Annotated in this window: 17 protein-coding genes; 7 read left to right on the forward strand and 10 right to left on the reverse strand. The window is 60.0% G+C overall.

From position 1 onward, the window contains the following. Window positions 1-48: 48 nt before the first annotated feature. Window positions 49-1,245 (reverse strand): methionine gamma-lyase, encoded by a 1,197-nt coding sequence (locus AB7M23_RS02150; RefSeq protein WP_454240131.1) that lies wholly within the window; start codon window positions 1,243-1,245, stop codon window positions 49-51. A 128-nt stretch (window positions 1,246-1,373) separates the two neighbouring features. Here AB7M23_RS02150 and AB7M23_RS02155 point away from each other — a divergent pair, with 128 nt between their 5' ends. Then, window positions 1,374-1,853: an Lrp/AsnC family transcriptional regulator gene (locus AB7M23_RS02155; RefSeq protein ID WP_454240132.1), complete on the forward strand. Its 480-nt coding sequence runs from the start codon at window positions 1,374-1,376 to the stop codon at window positions 1,851-1,853. Between the two features lie 87 nt (window positions 1,854-1,940). On the opposite strand, the gene cysN is transcribed toward AB7M23_RS02155, so the two are convergent. The 3 genes from cysN to AB7M23_RS02170 form a co-directional block, all read right to left on the reverse strand. Next, window positions 1,941-3,842, reverse strand: a complete 1,902-nt coding sequence (cysN, locus tag AB7M23_RS02160) for a sulfate adenylyltransferase subunit CysN (protein ID WP_454240133.1) — start codon at window positions 3,840-3,842, stop codon at window positions 1,941-1,943. Window positions 3,843-3,856: 14 nt separating this feature from the next. Next, window positions 3,857-4,774, reverse strand: a complete 918-nt coding sequence (cysD, locus tag AB7M23_RS02165; RefSeq protein WP_099775736.1) for a sulfate adenylyltransferase subunit CysD — start codon at window positions 4,772-4,774, stop codon at window positions 3,857-3,859. A gap of 137 nt (window positions 4,775-4,911) precedes the next feature. Further along, complete coding sequence (locus AB7M23_RS02170) at window positions 4,912-5,670, reverse strand: Nif3-like dinuclear metal center hexameric protein (protein WP_454240134.1); 759 nt, start codon at window positions 5,668-5,670, stop codon at window positions 4,912-4,914. 226 nt (window positions 5,671-5,896) lie between these two features. Between AB7M23_RS02170 and algW the strand changes: the two genes are divergently transcribed. Continuing rightward, a complete protein-coding gene (gene algW, locus AB7M23_RS02175; protein ID WP_099775737.1) occupies window positions 5,897-7,054 on the forward strand; it encodes a Do family serine endopeptidase AlgW in 1,158 nt (385 codons plus the stop codon). A 48-nt stretch (window positions 7,055-7,102) separates the two neighbouring features. On the opposite strand, the gene AB7M23_RS02180 is transcribed toward algW, so the two are convergent. The 4 genes from AB7M23_RS02180 to AB7M23_RS02195 all read right to left on the reverse strand — a co-directional run bounded on the left by AB7M23_RS02180 (window position 7,103) and on the right by AB7M23_RS02195 (window position 11,256). After that, window positions 7,103-7,867, reverse strand: coding sequence for an amino acid ABC transporter ATP-binding protein (locus AB7M23_RS02180; protein ID WP_065761990.1), 765 nt, complete (start codon window positions 7,865-7,867; stop codon window positions 7,103-7,105). A 10-nt stretch (window positions 7,868-7,877) separates the two neighbouring features. Further along, a complete protein-coding gene (locus AB7M23_RS02185; RefSeq protein WP_454240135.1) occupies window positions 7,878-8,975 on the reverse strand; it encodes an amino acid ABC transporter permease in 1,098 nt (365 codons plus the stop codon). Between the two features lie 10 nt (window positions 8,976-8,985). After that, on the reverse strand, window positions 8,986-10,164 hold the full coding sequence (locus AB7M23_RS02190) for an amino acid ABC transporter permease (RefSeq protein ID WP_099775739.1): 1,179 nt from the start codon (window positions 10,162-10,164) through the stop codon (window positions 8,986-8,988). 63 nt (window positions 10,165-10,227) lie between these two features. Next, the gene (locus AB7M23_RS02195; RefSeq protein WP_454240136.1) at window positions 10,228-11,256 is read right to left on the reverse strand and encodes an amino acid ABC transporter substrate-binding protein; all 1,029 of its coding nucleotides are present in this window, start codon (window positions 11,254-11,256) and stop codon (window positions 10,228-10,230) included. A gap of 330 nt (window positions 11,257-11,586) precedes the next feature. Here AB7M23_RS02195 and AB7M23_RS02200 point away from each other — a divergent pair, with 330 nt between their 5' ends. The 5 genes from AB7M23_RS02200 (at window position 11,587) to AB7M23_RS02220 (ending at window position 16,704) form a co-directional block, all read left to right on the forward strand. Next, window positions 11,587-12,261, forward strand: a complete 675-nt coding sequence (locus AB7M23_RS02200) for an alpha/beta hydrolase (RefSeq protein WP_330523010.1) — start codon at window positions 11,587-11,589, stop codon at window positions 12,259-12,261. A gap of 84 nt (window positions 12,262-12,345) precedes the next feature. Beyond that, window positions 12,346-13,773, forward strand: coding sequence for an ATP-dependent RNA helicase RhlB (gene rhlB, locus AB7M23_RS02205; RefSeq protein WP_102052807.1), 1,428 nt, complete (start codon window positions 12,346-12,348; stop codon window positions 13,771-13,773). Between the two features lie 121 nt (window positions 13,774-13,894). Further along, the gene (locus tag AB7M23_RS02210) at window positions 13,895-14,845 is read left to right on the forward strand and encodes an ornithine cyclodeaminase family protein (protein WP_454240137.1); all 951 of its coding nucleotides are present in this window, start codon (window positions 13,895-13,897) and stop codon (window positions 14,843-14,845) included. Window positions 14,846-14,863: 18 nt separating this feature from the next. Then, entirely contained in the window at window positions 14,864-16,003 is a 1,140-nt protein-coding gene (locus AB7M23_RS02215; protein WP_330523008.1) for an NAD(P)/FAD-dependent oxidoreductase, read from the forward strand. A gap of 74 nt (window positions 16,004-16,077) precedes the next feature. Beyond that, complete coding sequence (locus AB7M23_RS02220; protein ID WP_065758769.1) at window positions 16,078-16,704, forward strand: helix-turn-helix transcriptional regulator; 627 nt, start codon at window positions 16,078-16,080, stop codon at window positions 16,702-16,704. Window positions 16,705-16,733: 29 nt separating this feature from the next. On the opposite strand, the gene AB7M23_RS02225 is transcribed toward AB7M23_RS02220, so the two are convergent. Then, a complete protein-coding gene (locus AB7M23_RS02225) occupies window positions 16,734-17,513 on the reverse strand; it encodes an ABC transporter substrate-binding protein (RefSeq protein WP_099775743.1) in 780 nt (259 codons plus the stop codon). A gap of 184 nt (window positions 17,514-17,697) precedes the next feature. Beyond that, the gene (gene moaE / locus AB7M23_RS02230; protein WP_065758771.1) at window positions 17,698-18,156 is read right to left on the reverse strand and encodes a molybdopterin synthase catalytic subunit MoaE; all 459 of its coding nucleotides are present in this window, start codon (window positions 18,154-18,156) and stop codon (window positions 17,698-17,700) included.

Genomic DNA, 18,156 nt, shown 5'->3' on the forward strand with positions numbered 1-18,156 from the left:
CACACGGTTCATCATTGCCACCATCGCATTGACCTCATCCATGTCAGCTCAGGCACAGGCCTTCAATGCCTGCGCGATGTCTGCCAGCAGGTCATCGATGTCTTCCAGCCCCACCGACAACCGCACCAACCCCTCGGAGATGCCGTACTGAGCCCTCTCCTGCGGGGTATAGCTGGAATGGGTCATGCTCGCCGGGTGTTGGGCCAGCGATTCGGCATCGCCCAGACTGACGGCACGGCTGAACAACTGCAGGGCATTCATGAAACGCCGACCGGCGGCAATGCCACCCTTGAGTTCAAAGGCAATCATCCCGCCCGGCAAGCGCATTTGCCGCTGTGCCAGTTCGTATTGGGAAAAACCTGGCAAGCCGGGGTAGTTGATCAACTCCACCTGCGCTTGTTCGGCGAGGAATTCGGCGATGGCCTGCGCATTGCTGCAGTGGCGCTCCATACGCAGCGTGAGCGTCTTCAGGCCGCGCATCAGCAGCGAGGCATCATGCGGCGAGAGGACAGCGCCGGTCATGTCCTTGAGGCCTTCCAGGCGAATACGGTCAACCAGCGCCTTGCTGCCGATGACCAGGCCAGCGGTGATATCACCGTGACCACTGAGGTATTTGGTTGCCGAATGCACCACCAGATCCGCGCCCAGCTCCAGTGGACGCTGCAGATACGGCGTGCAGTAGGTGTTGTCGACCACGACGATGATGCCGTGCTGATGGGCGATTTTCGCCACGGCGGCGATGTCTGTCAGTTGCATGTTCGGGTTGGCCGGTGACTCGAAGTAGATCACCCGCGTGGCCGGAGTGATCGCGTTTTCGAGCGCTTGCAGGTCACTCATATCGACATGCCGCGAGGTGACACCGAACTCGCCAATGCCGTGGTGCAAGAACGCGAAAGTGCAGCCGTAGAGGGTACGCCCCAACAGGATTTCGTCGCCAGGACGCAGCAAGGTCCATAACGTGGAGGTAATCGCACCCATGCCCGACGCCAGCGCCAGCCCGGCCTCGCCACCTTCCAGCGAAGCCATGCGCGCCTCTAGCAAGGCCAGGGTAGGGTTGGAAATACGGCTGTAGAAGTACCCAGCCTCTTCCCCCGCAAAGCACGCTGCACCGTACTCAACCGTCGGAAATGCGAACGTGGCGGTCTGGTAGATCGGCGGCACCAGTGCGCCGTTGTGCGCCAACGGATCGTAACCATGATGAATGGCACGCGTAGAAAAACCGGATTTATTGTTGGAGTCGCGCATGGCAACATGCCTCTTATGGTTTGCTATAAGCTTATGCCACTCAAGTGCTGATATTTTTCCAAATAAGCCCAGCTTTCTCGGCAATTATTGGCATAAAAACAACAATAAAAGACCTTGGAGGGCACATCATGCCTAACGCCATCGACCGTACCGACCGTGCCCTGCTGGGGGCCTTGCAAGACAATGCCCGGCTCACTGTCGCCGAGCTGGCCGACAGCGTCTCACTGACCACCTCCCCCTGCTGGCGGCGGGTCAAACTGCTGGAAGAGAGCGGCTACATCACCGGCTACCAGGCCATCCTCTCGCCCAAGGCCCTGGGGTTTGGCGTGACCGCGTTCGTGAGCATCATGATGGACTCGCACACCAAGGACATGGCTCGCGCCTTTGAGCAACGGCTCATGGAAATTCCAGAGATCGTCGCCTGCCACAACATCTCCGGGCGCTATGACTTTCTGCTGGAAATCCTCGCACGCGATCTGGAATCGTTCGGCGAATTCACCCGCGAGGTGTTGCAGTCACTACCGGGTGTAAAGGAGATCTACTCGAGCTTTTCCTTCAAGGCGGTGAAGGAGCGACGGGTGATACCGGTGTCGGAAAAACATATCTGACCCCGGCTCTTACACAGAGTACAAGGTCGTTGCGCCAACAATAAAAAACCCCGCGACAAGCGCGGGGTTTTCGGTCAAGCCGGACGCTTAGATCGCGCCGCGCTTACGCAGCACGTCCAGCACTTGCTTCACGCCGTCTTCCAGGCTGACGCTCTGGGTGTCGATCACCAGATCGGCATCCAGTGGTACATCGTACGGGAAGGACTCACCCGGGATGTTGTCGCCACCGGCAGCGTAGAGCCCTTGCGGGTCACGCTCGCGGCAAACCATTGGCGACGCCTGGACGTAGACCGTGACCAGACGCTCCTTGCCGATCAGCGCCTTGGCCTGTTCACGGCCTTCGGCATCCGGCGCGACGAAGGCCGCCAGGGTCAGCAGGCCGGCTTCGTTGAACTGACGCGCAACGTGCGCGGCACGGCGCCAGTTCTCGGTACGCCCGGCGCGGTCCTGTGGCAGGCCCTTGTTCAGGTCATGACGCAGGTTCTGGCCATCAAGCACGTAGACCGCACGGCCCATGTCGAACAGCTTGCGCTCAACGGCATACGCCAGGGTGCTCTTGCCCGCGCCCGACAGGCCGCTGAACAGCACGGTGGCCGGTTGCTGACCGAAACGCAGTGCACGCTCTTCTGTGTCCACGTGAGCCAGCTTGCCGTGATGCCCCACAGAACCATGCGGTACAACCGGTGGCGCGATGATCATGCCGGCACCCACGGTGCCGTTGGTCAGACGGTCGATGACAATGAAAGCACCAGTGGTGCGGTTGCTGTCATAGCCGTCGAGGGCAATCGGCGCGTCCAGGCTGACCTTGACCCGACCGATTTCGTTGAGCTGCAACGCACTGGCGGCGCCCTGCTCCAAGGTGTTCACATCAACCTTGTGGGTGATGCTGGCAATCGAGCCCGGCACGTAGCTGGTAGCACGCTTGATGTCGTACTTCTTGCCCGGCAGCATGGGCTCTTCAGCCATCCACACGAGCATGGCATCAAACTGGTCGGTCACCGGTGGAACGTTGTCGGCATGCACCAGCAAGTCACCACGGGAGATGTCGATCTCGTCTTCCATGGTCAGGGTTACGGCCTGGCCTGGGCCTGCCTGTTCCAGCTCACCTTCAAAGGTGACGATGGATTTGACCCGGCTGCTCTTGCCCGACGGCAGAACGACGATCTCGTCGCCCTTGTGTACGACACCGCTGGCCAACGTACCGGCAAAGCCGCGGAAGTTCAGGTTCGGCCGGTTCACGTACTGCACCGGGAAGCGCAGGTCGGTGAAGTTGCGGTCGGCGGAAACTTCCACGGTTTCCAGAATTTCCATCAGCGCAGGGCCGGTGTACCACGGCGAACGCTCGCTGCGGTTGACCACGTTGTCGCCCTTGAGGGCCGACATCGGTACAAAGTGCAGGCTGCTCGGGTTCAGCTTGATGGCATCGGCAAACTTCAGGTAGTCGGCCTTGATCGACTCGAAGACCTGCTCGTCGAAGCCCTTGAGGTCCATCTTGTTGATGGCGACAACGATGTGCTTGATACCCAACAGCGACGCAATGTAGCTGTGACGGCGGGTCTGGGTCTGCACGCCATAGCGGGCATCGACCAGAATGATCGCCAGGTCGCAGGTAGATGCACCGGTCGCCATGTTGCGGGTGTACTGCTCGTGGCCCGGGGTGTCGGCAATGATGAACTTGCGCTTGGCGGTGGAGAAATAGCGGTAGGCCACATCAATGGTGATGCCTTGCTCACGCTCGGCCTGCAGGCCGTCGACCAGCAGCGCCAGATCGATGTCTTCGCCAGTGGTACCGACTTTCTTCGAGTCGCGGGTGATCGCTTCCAGATGGTCTTCGTAGATCATCTTGGAGTCGTGCAGCAGGCGCCCGATCAGGGTGCTCTTGCCGTCATCGACGTTACCGCAGGTCAAAAAGCGCAGCAGTTCTTTACGCTCGTGCTGGGCCAGGTAAGCGAGGATGTCCTCGCTGATCAATTCGGATTGGTGCGACATGCTCTGACCCTAACTTAGAAGTAGCCTTGACGTTTCTTGTCTTCCATCGAACCTGCGCCATCGTGGTCGATGACACGGCCCTGGCGTTCGGACGTTCGCGTCAGGAGCATTTCCTGAATGATGTCCGTAAGGGTTTCGGCTTCGGACTCCACCGCGCCCGTCAACGGGTAGCAGCCAAGGGTACGGAAACGCACTTTCTTCTTGACGATGCGAGCCTTCTCCTCGTCGGAGAGGTGCTCGAGAATGCGTTCGTCGTCGATCATGATCAGCGTGCCGTTCTTCTCGATCACTTCGCGCTCGGCGGCGAAGTACAGCGGCACGATAGGGATACCTTCCAGGTAGATGTACTGCCAGATGTCCAGCTCGGTCCAGTTCGACAGCGGGAACACACGAATCGACTCGCCCTTGTTCACCTTGCCGTTGTAGACATTCCACAGCTCAGGACGCTGGTTCTTCGGGTCCCAGCGGTGCTTACTGTCGCGGAACGAGTACACACGCTCCTTGGCGCGGGATTTCTCTTCATCGCGACGAGCACCACCGAACGCGGCATCGAAACCATACTTGTCCAGCGCCTGCTTCAGGCCCTCGGTCTTCATGATGTCGGTGTGCTTGGCACTGCCGTGGGTGAACGGGTTGATACCCTGGGCGACGCCTTCAGGGTTGACGTGGGTGATGAGCTCCAGGCCCATTTCCTCGACCATCTTGTCGCGGAAGCTGTACATCTCCTGGAATTTCCACTGTGTGTCGACATGCATCACTGGAAACGGCAGCTTGCCCGGGAAGAAAGCCTTGCGCGCCAGATGCAGCATCACTGCCGAATCCTTGCCAATCGAGTACAGCATCACCGGGTTATCGAACTCGGCGGCCACCTCACGAATGATGTGGATGCTCTCCGCCTCCAACTGTTTCAAATGCGTCAGTTTGTCGACCATGGCTACTCACGGAAAATCGATCTTATGGACGGCCAGCGGGCCGTGTTCGCGTTCGGCACTCTAGCACAGCGTCCAATTCTATTGAGGAAGCAAACTAGAACGAAACGGTATAAGAATATGCCTAGGGGTTTTGAGTTTCAGATGGGGTTCGGGCAATCGATGAACAGATGTTCCAGTGCGAATCGCCGCGCCAGGTAATCGCCCAGTGCCTGCACACCATAACGCTCGGTCGCGTGATGGCCTGCGGCAATAAAGCTGATGCCGTTTTCCCGCGCACTGTGGAAGGTCTGCTCGGACGCTTCGCCACTGAGGTACAGGTCGACACCGGCTGCAATCGCCTGATCGATATAGCCCTGGCCACCGCCCGTACACCAGCCGACCCTGCGTATAACCCCGTCGCCTTCGATCAGCAGGGGTTCACGCCCCATCACATCCTGCACCTTGCGGGCAAAATCACGCGCAGAAAGCGGTTCGGCCAGCGAGCCGACCAATCCCACTACCCGTGGGTTTTCAGGATCCAGAGGGCCTTCAACGGTGATCTCCAGTTGCCGCGCCAGTTGCACGTTGTTGCCGACTTCCGAGTGCAGGTCCAGCGGCAGGTGATAGGCCAGCAGGCTCAGGTCGTGCTTGAGCAAGGTCTTCAGGCGGCGCTGTTTCATGCCGGTGATACAAGGGTTCTCACCCTTCCAGAAATAACCATGATGAACCAGTACCAGGTCCGCGCCGGCCTCGACAGCAGCATCGAGCAACGCCTGGCTGGCAGTGACACCACTGACAATGCGCGTTACCTGTGGGTTGCCCTCGACTTGCAGGCCATTGGGGCAGTAATCCTGAATTTTTGCACTGCCAAGGTAACGGTCGGCTTCCTCGACCAGGGTGCTCAGGGCGACAGCCATGAAAAGACTCCTTAATTCAGCAGTTCAGCGCGGCACAAGGCCTCGTATAATGAACGTCATTATGGGCCGTCGACCGGTTTGGGGAAACCGACGGCATACGCCTGGGGCGCCGGATCAATTACCGCTATCCGTCATCACGTTGCGCTGTTCCGGCGCAACGCCTGACACAGTATGATCGCGCGCCTTACTACTTCGCGGCCCTCTGCCAACTCCCGAGACTCGTTCAATGCTCAAGGCTTTGCGTTACTTTGGCTGGCCACTGCTGACCGGTGTACTGGTCGCCCTGCTGGTCATCCTGCGCTTCCCACAGTGGGTGGGCTTGCCCAGCCAGGATGTCAATTTGCAGCAGGCGCCGCAAACCACACGCATCATGCAGGGGCCGGTGTCCTACGCCGATGCGGTGAACATTGCCGCTCCCGCCGTGGTCAACCTGTACACCACCAAAATGGTGAACAAGAGCGCTCACCCGCTGTTCGAGGATCCGCAGTTCCGCCGCTTCTTCGGCGATAACCTGCCCAAGCAAAAACGCTGGGAGTCCAGCCTGGGTTCAGCCGTGATCATGAGCCCGGAAGGCTACCTGCTGACCAATAACCACGTGACCGCCGGGGCGGACCAGATTGTGGTGGCGCTCAAGGACGGCCGCGAAACCCTCGCCCGCGTCATTGGCAGCGACCCTGAGACCGACCTCGCGGTCTTGAAGATCGACCTGAAAAACCTGCCCTCAATCACCATTGGTCGCTCCGACGGTATTCATATCGGCGATGTCGCCCTGGCGATTGGCAACCCATTCGGCGTCGGCCAAACTGTCACCATGGGTATCATCAGTGCCACCGGGCGCAACCAGCTCGGCTTGAACACCTATGAAGATTTCATCCAGACAGACGCCGCGATCAACCCGGGCAACTCGGGCGGCGCGCTGGTCGATGCCAACGGCAACCTGACCGGTATCAACACGGCGATTTTCTCCAAGTCCGGCGGCTCGCAAGGCATTGGCTTCGCCATCCCGACCAAGCTGGCCCTGGAAGTCATGAAGTCGATCATCGAGCATGGCCAGGTAATCCGGGGCTGGCTGGGCATCGAAGTACAACCCCTGACTCAGGAACTCGCGGATTCGTTCGGCCTGCAGGGCCGACCAGGCATCGTCGTCGCCGGGATCTTCCGCGATGGCCCAGCGCAAAAGGCCGGCCTGCAATTGGGCGATGTGATCTTGAGCATCAATGGTGAGGAAGCGGGTGATGGCCGTCGTTCGATGAATCAGGTGGCGCGGACCAAGCCCAACGATAAAGTGACGATCGAGGTGATCCGCAACGGCAAGGCGCTCAAGCTGGTCGCTGAAGTCGGCCTGCGTCCGCCACCCGCGCCGGTGCAGACAGAAAACAACTGACCTCCGTAAATGCAATCGCCGGCAAAGCCGGCGATTGCATTTCAGCCCTTAGTGCAGGATCTGACTCAAGAACAGCTTGGTTCGCTCGTTCTGAGGCCGGTCGAAGAAGTCGTTCGGCGGCGCCTGCTCAACGATCTCACCTTTGTCCATGAAGATCACCCGGTTCGCCACGGTCCGGGCAAAGCCCATTTCATGGGTCACACAGAGCATGGTCATGCCGTCTTCGGCCAGGCCGATCATGGTGTCGAGCACTTCCTTGACCATCTCCGGGTCGAGCGCCGAGGTTGGCTCATCGAACAACATGATCTTTGGCTTCATGCACAACGCCCGAGCAATCGCTACCCGCTGCTGCTGACCACCGGACAACTGCCCCGGATACTTGTTGGCTTGCTCGGGAATCCGCACCCGCTCCAGATAGTGCATGGCGATTTCCTCGGCCTTGCGCTTGGGCATCTTGCGTACCCACATCGGTGCCAGGGTGCAGTTCTGCAAAATGGTCAGGTGCGGAAACAGGTTGAAGTGCTGGAACACCATGCCCACTTCACGGCGAATCGCCTCGATCTGCTTGAGGTCGTTGGTCAACTCGACGCCATCGACCACGATGCGGCCTTGCTGGTGCTCTTCAAGACGGTTGAGGCAGCGGATGGTCGTCGACTTGCCCGAGCCCGAAGGCCCGCACAGGACGATACGCTCCCCCTGACGCACATTGAGGTTGATGTCCTTGAGCACGTGGAACTGGCCGTACCACTTGTTCACGCCCTGCATCTGAATAATGCCTTCAGGGCTCACAGGCTGTTTGATCGCTTCACTCATGGGAACACTCCTAACGCTTGTGGCCTGTGTCCAGCTTACGCTCCAGATGCATGGAGTAGCGGGACATACCGAAACAGAAAATCCAGAACACCAGGGCGGCGAAGACGTAGCCTTCAGTCGCCATACCCAGCCATTTGGGGTCGGCTGCTGCCTGCTTGACACTGTTGAGCAGGTCGAACAGGCCAATGATGATGACCAGGCTGGTGTCCTTGAACAGGGCAATGAAGGTGTTGACGATGCCGGGAATCACCAGCTTCAGGGCTTGCGGCAGAATCACCAGGCCCATCGCCCGCCAGTAACCCAGGCCCATCGCGGCAGCCGCCTCGTATTGGCCTTTGGGAATGGCCTGCAAGCCACCGCGCACTACCTCGGCGATGTAGGCCGACTGGAACAGGATCACCCCGATCATCGCCCGCAGCAGCTTGTCGAAGCTCATGCCTTCAGGCAGGAACAGCGGCAGCATTACCGACGACATGAACAGCACCGTGATCAACGGCACACCACGCCAGAACTCGATGAACGTGACGCACACCACGCGCACTGCAGGCATTTTCGAGCGCCGCCCCAGTGCCAGCAGAATGCCCAGCGGCAACGCGCCGACGATACCGACCGTGGCAATCACCAGGGTCAGCATCAAGCCACCCCATTGGCTGGTGGCCACCGCAACCAGCCCCAGGTACCCACCGTGCAGCAGGGTGTAGGCCAGGATGGGGTACAACACCAGAAACGCCAGGCCGTAGGCAACCTTGTGCGGGACGCGGGCGATGAACAGGGGCGCTGCGCCGATCACGGCCAGCCACACCGTCAGGTCGACCCGCCAGCGCAGTTCACTGGGGTAGTAGCCGTACATGAACTGCCCGAAGCGCTGCTGGATAAACACCCAACAAGCGCCCTCCTTGGTGCAGTCGGCCTGAGTGGTTCCCACCCAGTTGGCATCGATGAATGCCCACTGCAACAGGGGCGGTACGATCAGCCAGACCAAATACACCGCAAACAACGTCAACAGGGTGTTGAGCCAGTTGGAGAACAGGTTGTTGCGCATCCATGCGAGGGCACCGACGGCTTTCACCGGCGGCGGCATATCAGGTTTGAAAACATGGGTACTCATGCGCGTATCCTCACCGCTCGATCAGCGCAATGCGCTTGTTGTACCAGTTCATCAGCAGGGAAATGCTGATGCTGATGGCCAGGTAGACACTCATGGTGATGGCGATCACTTCGATAGCCTGGCCGGTCTGGTTGAGCACGGTTCCAGCGAACAGCGAAACCATTTCCGGATAGCCGATACCCGCCGCCAGCGAGGAGTTCTTCGCCAGGTTCAGGTATTGGCTGGTCAAGGGTGGAATGATCACTCGCAGCGCCTGGGGAATGATGACCTTGCGCAGGGTTGGCCCTTCACGCAGGCCCAACGAACGCGCCGCCTCGGTCTGGCCATGGCTGACCGAGCGAATCCCGGAACGAACGATCTCGGCAATGAACGCTGCCGTATAGATCGTCAATGCCAGGGTCAGCGCCAGCAGTTCGGGAATCAGTACCCAGCCGCCCACAAAGTTGAAGCCCTTGAGCTGCGGCACTTCCCAGTGCAGTGGGGTACCTATGAGCAACGCACACAGCCCCGGAATGGCCAAAAGCAGCGCCAGGCCGACCCAGAACTTATGGAACGGCTCACCGGTTTCCTCAAAGCGCTTGTTGGCCACACGGACCATGAGCACGATGGCAATCACGGCCACCACGAGACTGCCGACGAACGGCCAGAAGCCCTCCGCCAGCGAAGCACCCGGCATGTTCAAGCCACGGTTGCTGATAAAGAACGTATCGCCAAAGTTGATGCTGCCGCGCGGCCCCGGCAGGGTCAAAAAGACCGCGAAGTACCAGAACAGGATCTGCAGCAGCGGCGGAATGTTACGAAAAGTCTCGACATACACCGTGGCCAGCTTGCTGATCATCCAGTTCGGCGATAACCGGGCCACACCGACGATGAAACCCAGCACGGTCGCCAGGATGATGCCGATGAAGGTCACCAGCAGCGTGTTGAGCAAGCCGATGACAAATACCCGGGCATAACTGTCGGACTCGGTGTAAGGAATCAAGTGCTGAGCAATACCGAAACCGGCACTGCGCTCAAGAAAATCGAAACCCGAGGTAATGCCTCGGTGCTGCAGGTTGGTTTGAGTATTGTGAAACAGGTACCAGCCCAGCCCTACCACCGCGACCACGGTGATGATCTGGAACAGCCACGCACGCACACGTGGATCGCTAAGGGAAACCCCTTTGGGTGCGCCGATTTTATTTTGCATGAAATGCCCCGAAGAGAAGGAACGAAACGGCCTGCAGCAGCTCGCTGCCGCAGGCCGTACCCATCAGCGCACTGGTGGCGCGTACTGGATGCCGCCGTTGTTCCAGAGGGCATTCAGACCACGGTCGATCTTCAGATCGGTGCTTGCGCCAAGGTTCTTCTCGAACACTTCGCCGTAGTTACCGACTTGCTTGACGATCTGTACGACCCAGTCCTTGGGCAGCTTGAGGTCTTTACCATATTCGCCATCAGCACCGAGCAGGCGGGCGACGTCCGGGTTCTTGGTCGATTTCGCTTCAGCCTCGACATTCTTCGAGGTGATACCTGCCTCTTCGGCATTGATCATCGCGAACAGGGTCCACTTGACGATGCTGAACCACTCTTCATCGCCCTTACGCACGACAGGGCCCAGTGGCTCCTTGGAGATGGTTTCCGGCAACACGACGTAGTCGTTTGGCGACCCCAGCTTGGAACGTTGTGCGTAGAGTTGCGACTTGTCGGAAGTCAGCACATCGCAACGACCGGACTCCAGCGATTTGGCGCTTTCATCGGAGGTGTCGAAGGTGATCGGGGTGTACTTCAGGCCATTGGCGCGGAAGTAGTCGGAGACGTTGAGTTCAGTGGTGGTACCGGCCTGGATGCAGATGGTTGCGCCATCCAGTTCCTTGGCACTGGAAACGCCAAGCTTCTTGTTCACCAGGAAACCTACGCCGTCGTAGTACGTGACGCCCGCGAACACCAGGCCCATGCCGGCATCGCGCGAACTGGTCCAGGTAGTGTTACGCGATAGCACATCCACTTCACCGGACTGCAACGCCGTGAAACGCTCCTTGGCGTTCAGTTGGCTGAACTTGACCTTGTTTGCATCACCGAAGACGGCGGCAGCCACGGCGCGGCAGACGTCAGCATCGATACCCACGATCGTGCCCTTGGCATCCGGCACCGAGAAGCCCGGCAAGCCGTCACTCACGCCACACTGGACGAAACCCTTTTTCTGCACCGCATCGAGGGTTGCACCGGCCTGCGCGAAAGCACTGATACCCAGTGCGGCGGCAGCGGTAACGACTGCCAGAGTGGATTTCAACATCTTCATTAAAACCTCCAGATTGCTCTTGTTGTGTTCGAGCCGATTGCACCGCACCCTTATGAGGCGCATCCGACCCGCGCTGGCTTGCTTTTGGGTCAATGGCGCAATAACGCTGTTCTGTGACAGCCTTTAATCGCGAAATGGTGTTACCGTCGAAACGCCACGCGTCACGTCGCAAGGTTCGTAGCAAAGCGCGTACCACACTGAGCCGCTTAAGCGATTCAGTGTGCGCCAATAGGTAAACTTGTCGCCTTTCGACAAGTTTTTCCCGGACCGAACCGACACGCCTTCTTTTCATGCACTTAATAAGAGCGTGCGCACATTTTCGGAGCAGTCATGACCACCCCGTTGATACTTGAGCCGCAAAAGACCCCCGATGCCTGTGTGATCTGGTTGCACGGTTTGGGGGCAGATCGTTACGACTTCCTGCCGGTCGCCGAAGCCTTGCAGGAACAGTTGTTGAGTACCCGCTTCGTGATGCCACAGGCACCCACCCGCCCGGTGACCATCAACGGCGGCTATGAAATGCCCAGTTGGTACGACATCACGGCCATGAGCCCGGCCCGTTCGATTGATCGCAAGCAGTTGGAAGATTCAGCCGACCAGGTCATTGCATTGATCGAGGCCGAGCGCGCCAAAGGGATCGATCCAACGCGGATTTTTCTTGCCGGCTTTTCACAAGGTGGTGCGGTCGTGCTGCACACGGCGTATGTAAAGTGGCAAGGCACCCTGGGCGGTGTCCTGGCCCTGTCAACCTACGCACCGACCTTCAGCGCCGAACGCGAGCTAAGCGCCAGCCAGCAACGCACCCCGGCCTTGTGCCTGCATGGCCAGTACGACACTGTGGTACAGAACGCCATGGGCCGTACCGCCTACGAACACCTCAAACATTGGGGGGTTAATGCCGGCTGGCAGGAATACCCGATGGAGCACGAAGTGCTGCCCGAGGAAATCCGCGATATCGGTACCTGGCTGACCCAGCGTTTGAGCGGAAGCACGACTTCCGTGTAGCCGTCAGCGCAATCCACTACGCCGCGCCCGAATCTTGCATTACACTGGCCGGCGTACATTCCTTAACCAATTGACGAGATGACCGTGCTCAAAGCACTCAAGAAGATGTTCGGCAAAGGCGAGGCTGAGCAACTCGCTGCCGAAACCGCTGCCCCCGTGGTGCAGCCACCTGCACAACCCAAGCCCTCTGCACCAGCAGCCCAGCCACAGGCTCAAGCGCCCGTCGCGGCAAAGGCTGAGAAACCGGCAGAACCCAAGCCGCGCCGTGAGCGCAAGCCAAAACCCGCGGCATCCAGTTGGAAACTGGAAGACTTCATGGTTGAGCCACAGGAAGGCAAGACCCGTTTCCACGACTTCAAGCTGTCGCCAGAGCTGATGCACGCCATCCATGATCTGGGCTTCCCCTACTGCACGCCGATTCAGGCTCAGGTACTGGGTTACACCCTGCGTGGCCAGGACGCTATCGGCCGCGCTCAGACCGGCACAGGCAAGACCGCCGCGTTCCTGATTTCGATCATTACCCAACTGCAGCAGACCCCGGCCCCCAAAGAGCGCTACATGGGTGAGCCACGGGCACTGATCATCGCCCCGACCCGTGAACTGGTCGTCCAGATCGCCAAGGACGCCGCCGCACTCACCAAGTACACCGGCCTGAACGTAATGACCTTCGTTGGCGGCATGGACTTCGACAAACAGCTCAAACAGCTTGAAGCCCGCCACTGCGACATCCTGGTTGCCACACCGGGCCGCTTGCTGGACTTCAACCAGCGCGGCGAAGTGCACCTGGACATGGTCGAGGTGATGGTGCTGGACGAAGCCGACCGCATGCTCGACATGGGCTTTATCCCCCAGGTACGGCAGATCATTCGCCAGACGCCACCGAAAAGCGAACGCCAGACCCTGCTGTTCTCGGCCACCTTCACCGAAGACGTGATGAACCTGGCCAAGCAGTGGACCACGACCCCGGCCATCGTCGAGATCGAGCCGGAAAACGTCGCCAGCGAGACCGTCGAGCAGCACGTTTATGCCGTGGCCGGCAGCGACAAATACAAGTTGCTGTACAACCTGATCACCCGCAACAAATGGGAACGGGTCATCGTCTTCGCCAACCGCAAGGACGAAGTGCGCCGTATCGAAGAGCGCCTGGTACGCGACGGTGTCAACGCCGCCCAGCTGTCCGGCGATGTGCCGCAGCACAAGCGTATCCGCACGCTGGAAAACTTCCGTGAAGGCCGTATCACCGTACTGGTGGCCACCGACGTGGCCGGTCGCGGTATTCACATCGACGGCATCAGCCATGTGATCAACTTCACCCTGCCAGAAGACCCGGACGATTACGTTCACCGTATCGGTCGTACCGGTCGTGCCGGCACCAGCGGCGTATCGATCAGCTTCGCCGGCGAAGATGACTCTTACCAGCTACCCGCCATCGAAACACTGCTGGGTCGCAAGATCAGCTGCGAGATGCCACCGGCCGAGTTGCTCGACGCCGTGCCCCGCAAGCCTCACTGATCGGCTGTACTGCAACACCGAAAACGCTGCCTGCTGCCAGGCGGCGTTTTTTTATGCCGGCGATATTGCCCGCAAGAACAAAAAGTCCATAATAGACAAAATAGTTTATTTGGAGCACTGCATGTCCGCGCCCCTCGTCATTGATCAACAGCACGCACGCCAACTGCTCAGCCAGCTGGATGTCCCGCAGATCCTGCGCAAACTGTTTCGCGATCTGGCCGCCGGGCAAGCTGTGCAGCCGCCGCAGCAGCTCGTCGAGTTCCCAGGTGGTGCCGGCGATTTCATCAACTACGGCGGCGTACTGGCTGAAGACGGTGTCTATGGGGTCAAGACATCGCCCTACATTGTCCGTGACACGGGCCCGCTGGTTACCGCCTGGACACTGCTGATGTCCATGGAAAGCGGCCAGCCACTGCTGCTTTGCGACGCTGGTGAACTGACCACCGCGCGCACCGCCGCGACCACCGCCGTGGCCGTCGATGCACTGGCCGCAAGCGGTGCCCGCCGCCTGACCCTGATCGGCAGCGGCCCCATCGCCCGGGCGCACCTGCGCTACACCCGCAACCTGCGCGACTGGCAGGACATCCGCCTCTACTCGCCGCGCCTGCATCAGCAGAGCGCCGAACAACGCCGTGCACTGAGTGACCTCGATCCACGCCTGACCTTTGCCGATACCCTTGAACAGGCCGTACAAGACGCCGACGTCATCATGCTCTGTACGTCTTCGGCCAGCCCGGTCATCGACCCGCGTCAATTGAGCAAGCCTGCCCTGATCACCTCGATCAGCACCAACGCCGTGCGCGCTCATGAAGTGCCGCCAGAAACCCTCGCGAACATGGACGTCTACTGCGACTACCGCCTGACCACGCCAGGGTCGGCCGGGGAAATGCGCATCGCCAGCGAACAGCATGGCTGGCACGCCGACGCGATCATCGGCGACCTGGCACAACTGCTGAGCGATCAGGCGCCGCGCCCTGACTACCAGCGCCATGCGTTCTTCCGCTCCATCGGCCTGGGCCTTGAAGACATTGCCTTGGCCAATGCGCTCTATCGACTGCAGCGCGCCGACTGACGGCGACCGGAGACGTCCATGCAACCAGCAGATTTCATCATTATTGGCGCCGGCATTGCCGGCGCCTCCACCGGCTACTGGCTCGCCGGCCATGGCAAGGTCGTGCTGCTCGAACGCGAGTCGCAGCCGGGCTATCACTCCACCGGCCGCTCGGCGGCGCTCTACACGGCCGCCTATGGCACGCCACAAGTACGCGCCTTGACACTCGCCAGCCGGGCATTTTTCGATGCCCCGCCAGCGGGTTTTGCCGAACATCCGCTATTGACCCCGCGCGGGGAAATGACCGTCGACTTCACCGGTGATGCCGAAGAACTGCAACGCCAGTACGACAGCGCCAAAGCCTGCGTGCCCGAGGTGCAGTTGCTCAGTGCCGAGCAGGCCTGCGAGCGGCTCCCGGTACTGCGCCGCGACAAGGTGCACGGCGCGCTCTACGACCCAAGCGCCAGCGATATCGACACCGACGCCCTGCATCAGGGCTACCTGCGTGGCATTCGCCGCCAACAGGGCGAAGTGCATAGCGACTGTGAAGTTCAGCGCATAGAACGCAGCGCCGATGGCCTGTGGCAGGTCCACACCAGTCGTGGCAGCTTCAGCGCTCCGGTGTTGATCAACGCAGCAGGCGCCTGGGCGGACCAGATCGGCGAACTGGCAGGCGCACGGCCGCTGGGCCTGCAACCCAAACGCCGCGCCGCCTTCATCTTCGCCGCTCCAGAAGGCGTGGACAGCCATGACTGGCCAATGCTGGTCAGCCTCGACGAATCCTTCTACATGAAGCCCGACGCCGGCATGCTGCTGGGCTCGCCTGCCAATGCCGACCCGGTGGCACCACACGATGTGCAGCCGGAAGAGCTGGACATCGCCATGGGCATTTACCAGATCGAAGAAGCCACCACCCTGAGCATTCGCCGCCCCACCCGCACCTGGGCCGGGCTGCGCAGCTTCGTGGCCGACGGCGACCTGATCGCCGGCTTCGACCCTCAAGTACCCGGCCTGTTCTGGGTCGCAGCACAAGGCGGCTATGGCATACAGACCTCGCCCGCGATGGGCCAGGCCAGTGCCGCACTGGTGCGCGGCGAAGCATTGCCCGAGCCACTCAAGGGCTTTGGCCTGACAGCCGCCATGCTCTCGCCTGCGCGCTTGGTTGCAGCCCAAGGGTGACGCGCCACTGCGTTTGCGGCACACTCCCAGCGCCCTTTAGCCAAGGGCGCTGACAACCGCTGGAGCCCGCCTCAATGTCGACACCTCGCCCCGACCCGGCCCTGGACAACTTCCGGGCGATCGCTGATGCCATCGCCACGCTGTTCTTCCCACATGCCGAAGTGGTCCTACACGACCTGCGCAGCCAGAAGATCGACTACATCGCCAACAACCTCTCCAAGCGTGAGATCGGTGACGATGCGGCGCTGGAAGACATGTTCGAAGAAGGCACCGACGAAACCAATATCGGCCCTTACGAGAAACTCAACTGGGACGGGCAGAAGATTCGCTCGCTGAGCACGGTGCTGCGCGACGCCAACGGCAGCCCCTTGGCCGTGCTGTGCATCAACCTGAACATTTCCCTGTTCGAGAGCGTCAAGGCCGCCCTGGACCTGTTTCTCTCGCCCAGCAAGTTGATCCCGCAACCCGACGCACTGTTCCGCGATGACTGGCAGGAGCGCATCAATACCTTCCTGAACGGCTGGCTGCGCCAGCGCCAGCTCAGCCTGAACCTGCTGACCCGCGAGCATAAGCGTGAACTGGTGTTTGCCCTGCACGCCGAAGGCGCGTTTCGTGGCAAGAGTGCGGCCAACTATGTGGCCAATGTACTGAACATGGGGCGGGCGACGGTGTACAAACACCTGAAGGAACTCAAGGCCTGAACAGCATCAGGCCCTGAGTCAGGCGCAGATCAGTCGCCGTAGATATCCGACTTGAAGTACTTGGCCTGGATCTTCTGGTACTCGCCATTGCTGCGGATTTCATCGATGGCTTTGTTGAGCTCGCTGACCAGCTGCGTATTGCCCTTGCGCACGGCAATACCGGCACCTTCGCCAACGTACTTCGGATCTTTCAGCTCAGGCCCGACAAAGGCATAGCCCTCGCCCTTGGGCGTCAACAGAAAGCCTTGCTCCAGCGGGATGGTGTCCGCGAACACACCGTCCAGGCGCCCGGAAACCAGGTCCATGAAAATCTCTTCGTTACTGGTGTAGCGAACGATCTCAACACCTTTTGGCGCCAGCACTTCAGAGACGTAACGGTCGGTGGTGGTCGCACGCTGCACGCCGATACGTTTGCCCTTGAGGCTCTGGTACTGGTCATCGACCTGAGTACCGGCCTTCATCGCCAAGCGCGCCGAGGTGAAGTAGTACTTGTGGGTGAAGTCCACGGAGCGCTTACGCTCTTCGGTGATGGTGATAGACGACAGCGCGGCGTCGATCTTGTTGACCTTCAGCGAGGGAATCAGCCCGTCGTACTCTTGCTCGGTCCATTGGCATTTGACCTGCATCTGCGCGCACAGGGCATTACCGATGTCGTAGTCGAAACCGCTGATCTTGCCGTCCGGGGTCTTGAAGGCAAACGGCGGGTAGGCGGCTTCGATACCGATACGCAAGGTTTTCTCGGCGGCGAACAGGTTGCTGCTGGCCAACAGGCTCAGGGCCAGACCGGCAATCAGTGTAGTGGTCTTCATGAGGGCTCTCTCGCTCATTATTGGAGGTGTGTTGCAAGACAGAGGAAAGTGACAAGCCTGAAATTATTTTGTACTTATAAATCCATACTGGACTTTTACGTACACAATTTCAACACCTGGATGCGTGCGAGAGACCGAGGCGCAACCTCGCCAACCACACTGGCGACCACAGCGTTTGTGTCGTTTAGCGACCGTCCTCCCAGCGCTGCGCCGCCGACTGGTCACTGACCCGCCCTTCGACCCAACGCGGCCCTTCGGCAGTGTTTTCCTTTTTCCAGAACGGTGCCCGGGTCTTGAGGTAGTCCATCACGAAGTTGCAGGCATCGAATGCCGCCTGACGATGAGCGCTGGCCACCCCGACGAAGACAATCGGCTCACCGGGCTCCAACGCCCCTATGCGATGCAGTACTTCCAGGCGCAACAAGGGCCAGCGTGACTCCGCCTCGGCGATGATTTTGCCGAGCGCCTTTTCGGTCATGCCTGGATAGTGCTCCAGGAACATGCCCGCGACTTCACGCCCCTCGTTGAAGTCACGCACGTACCCGACGAAACCGACCACGGCGCCGATCCCAACATTGGCCGCATGCAGGGCATTGAGCTCGGCCCCCGGGTCAAAAGCGCCCGCCTGCACCCGAATCGCCAT

This window comes from Pseudomonas sp. HLS-6 TE3448, assembly GCF_053629555.1.

Coding starts and splice junctions, on each gene's coding strand:
- AB7M23_RS02190 (WP_099775739.1), bottom strand. CDS start 10,164: ATGCAAAATAAAATCGGCGCACCCAAAGGGGTTTCCCTTAGCGATCCA.
- moaE (WP_065758771.1), bottom strand. CDS start 18,156: ATGGCGATTCGGGTGCAGGCGGGCGCTTTTGACCCGGGGGCCGAGCTC.
- cysD (WP_099775736.1), bottom strand. CDS start 4,774: ATGGTCGACAAACTGACGCATTTGAAACAGTTGGAGGCGGAGAGCATC.
- AB7M23_RS02195 (WP_454240136.1), bottom strand. CDS start 11,256: ATGAAGATGTTGAAATCCACTCTGGCAGTCGTTACCGCTGCCGCCGCA.
- AB7M23_RS02215 (WP_330523008.1), top strand. CDS start 14,864: ATGCAACCAGCAGATTTCATCATTATTGGCGCCGGCATTGCCGGCGCC.
- AB7M23_RS02170 (WP_454240134.1), bottom strand. CDS start 5,670: ATGGCTGTCGCCCTGAGCACCCTGGTCGAGGAAGCCGACCGTTACCTT.
- AB7M23_RS02225 (WP_099775743.1), bottom strand. CDS start 17,513: ATGAAGACCACTACACTGATTGCCGGTCTGGCCCTGAGCCTGTTGGCC.
- AB7M23_RS02200 (WP_330523010.1), top strand. CDS start 11,587: ATGACCACCCCGTTGATACTTGAGCCGCAAAAGACCCCCGATGCCTGT.
- cysN (WP_454240133.1), bottom strand. CDS start 3,842: ATGTCGCACCAATCCGAATTGATCAGCGAGGACATCCTCGCTTACCTG.
- AB7M23_RS02150 (WP_454240131.1), bottom strand. CDS start 1,245: ATGCGCGACTCCAACAATAAATCCGGTTTTTCTACGCGTGCCATTCAT.
- algW (WP_099775737.1), top strand. CDS start 5,897: ATGCTCAAGGCTTTGCGTTACTTTGGCTGGCCACTGCTGACCGGTGTA.
- AB7M23_RS02180 (WP_065761990.1), bottom strand. CDS start 7,867: ATGAGTGAAGCGATCAAACAGCCTGTGAGCCCTGAAGGCATTATTCAG.
- AB7M23_RS02220 (WP_065758769.1), top strand. CDS start 16,078: ATGTCGACACCTCGCCCCGACCCGGCCCTGGACAACTTCCGGGCGATC.
- AB7M23_RS02155 (WP_454240132.1), top strand. CDS start 1,374: ATGCCTAACGCCATCGACCGTACCGACCGTGCCCTGCTGGGGGCCTTG.
- AB7M23_RS02185 (WP_454240135.1), bottom strand. CDS start 8,975: ATGAGTACCCATGTTTTCAAACCTGATATGCCGCCGCCGGTGAAAGCC.
- AB7M23_RS02210 (WP_454240137.1), top strand. CDS start 13,895: ATGTCCGCGCCCCTCGTCATTGATCAACAGCACGCACGCCAACTGCTC.